The organism is Rhodococcus sp. AC861 (assembly GCF_979256035.1).
The window spans coordinates 1-231 of sequence record NZ_CEEDMW010000125.1; the positions used below are offsets into that span (position 1 = coordinate 1).

Below are 231 nucleotides of genomic sequence, written 5' to 3' on the forward strand. Positions count from 1 at the left end.
GTCTCGCACCGCTTACCGACGGCCACCTGTTCGGAACCGATCCGCTCGGACGCGACCTTCTCGCCCGCGTTCTCTACGGCGGCCAGGTGTCCCTGCTCGTCGGCATCCTCGCCGTGCTGGTCTCCGGACTCATCGGCCTGACCCTCGGCTCCAGGGCCGGTTACTTCGGCGGCTGGGTCGACACTGTCATCAGCCGACTGCTCGACGCGCAGCTGTCCCTGCCGCTGCTCA

At 68.4% G+C, this 231-nt stretch carries 1 pseudogene; it reads left to right on the top strand.

What is annotated here, in order from left to right:
• A pseudogene (locus tag AC0IX4_RS23415) lies at positions 1-231 on the top strand (ABC transporter permease); the annotation flags it as partial.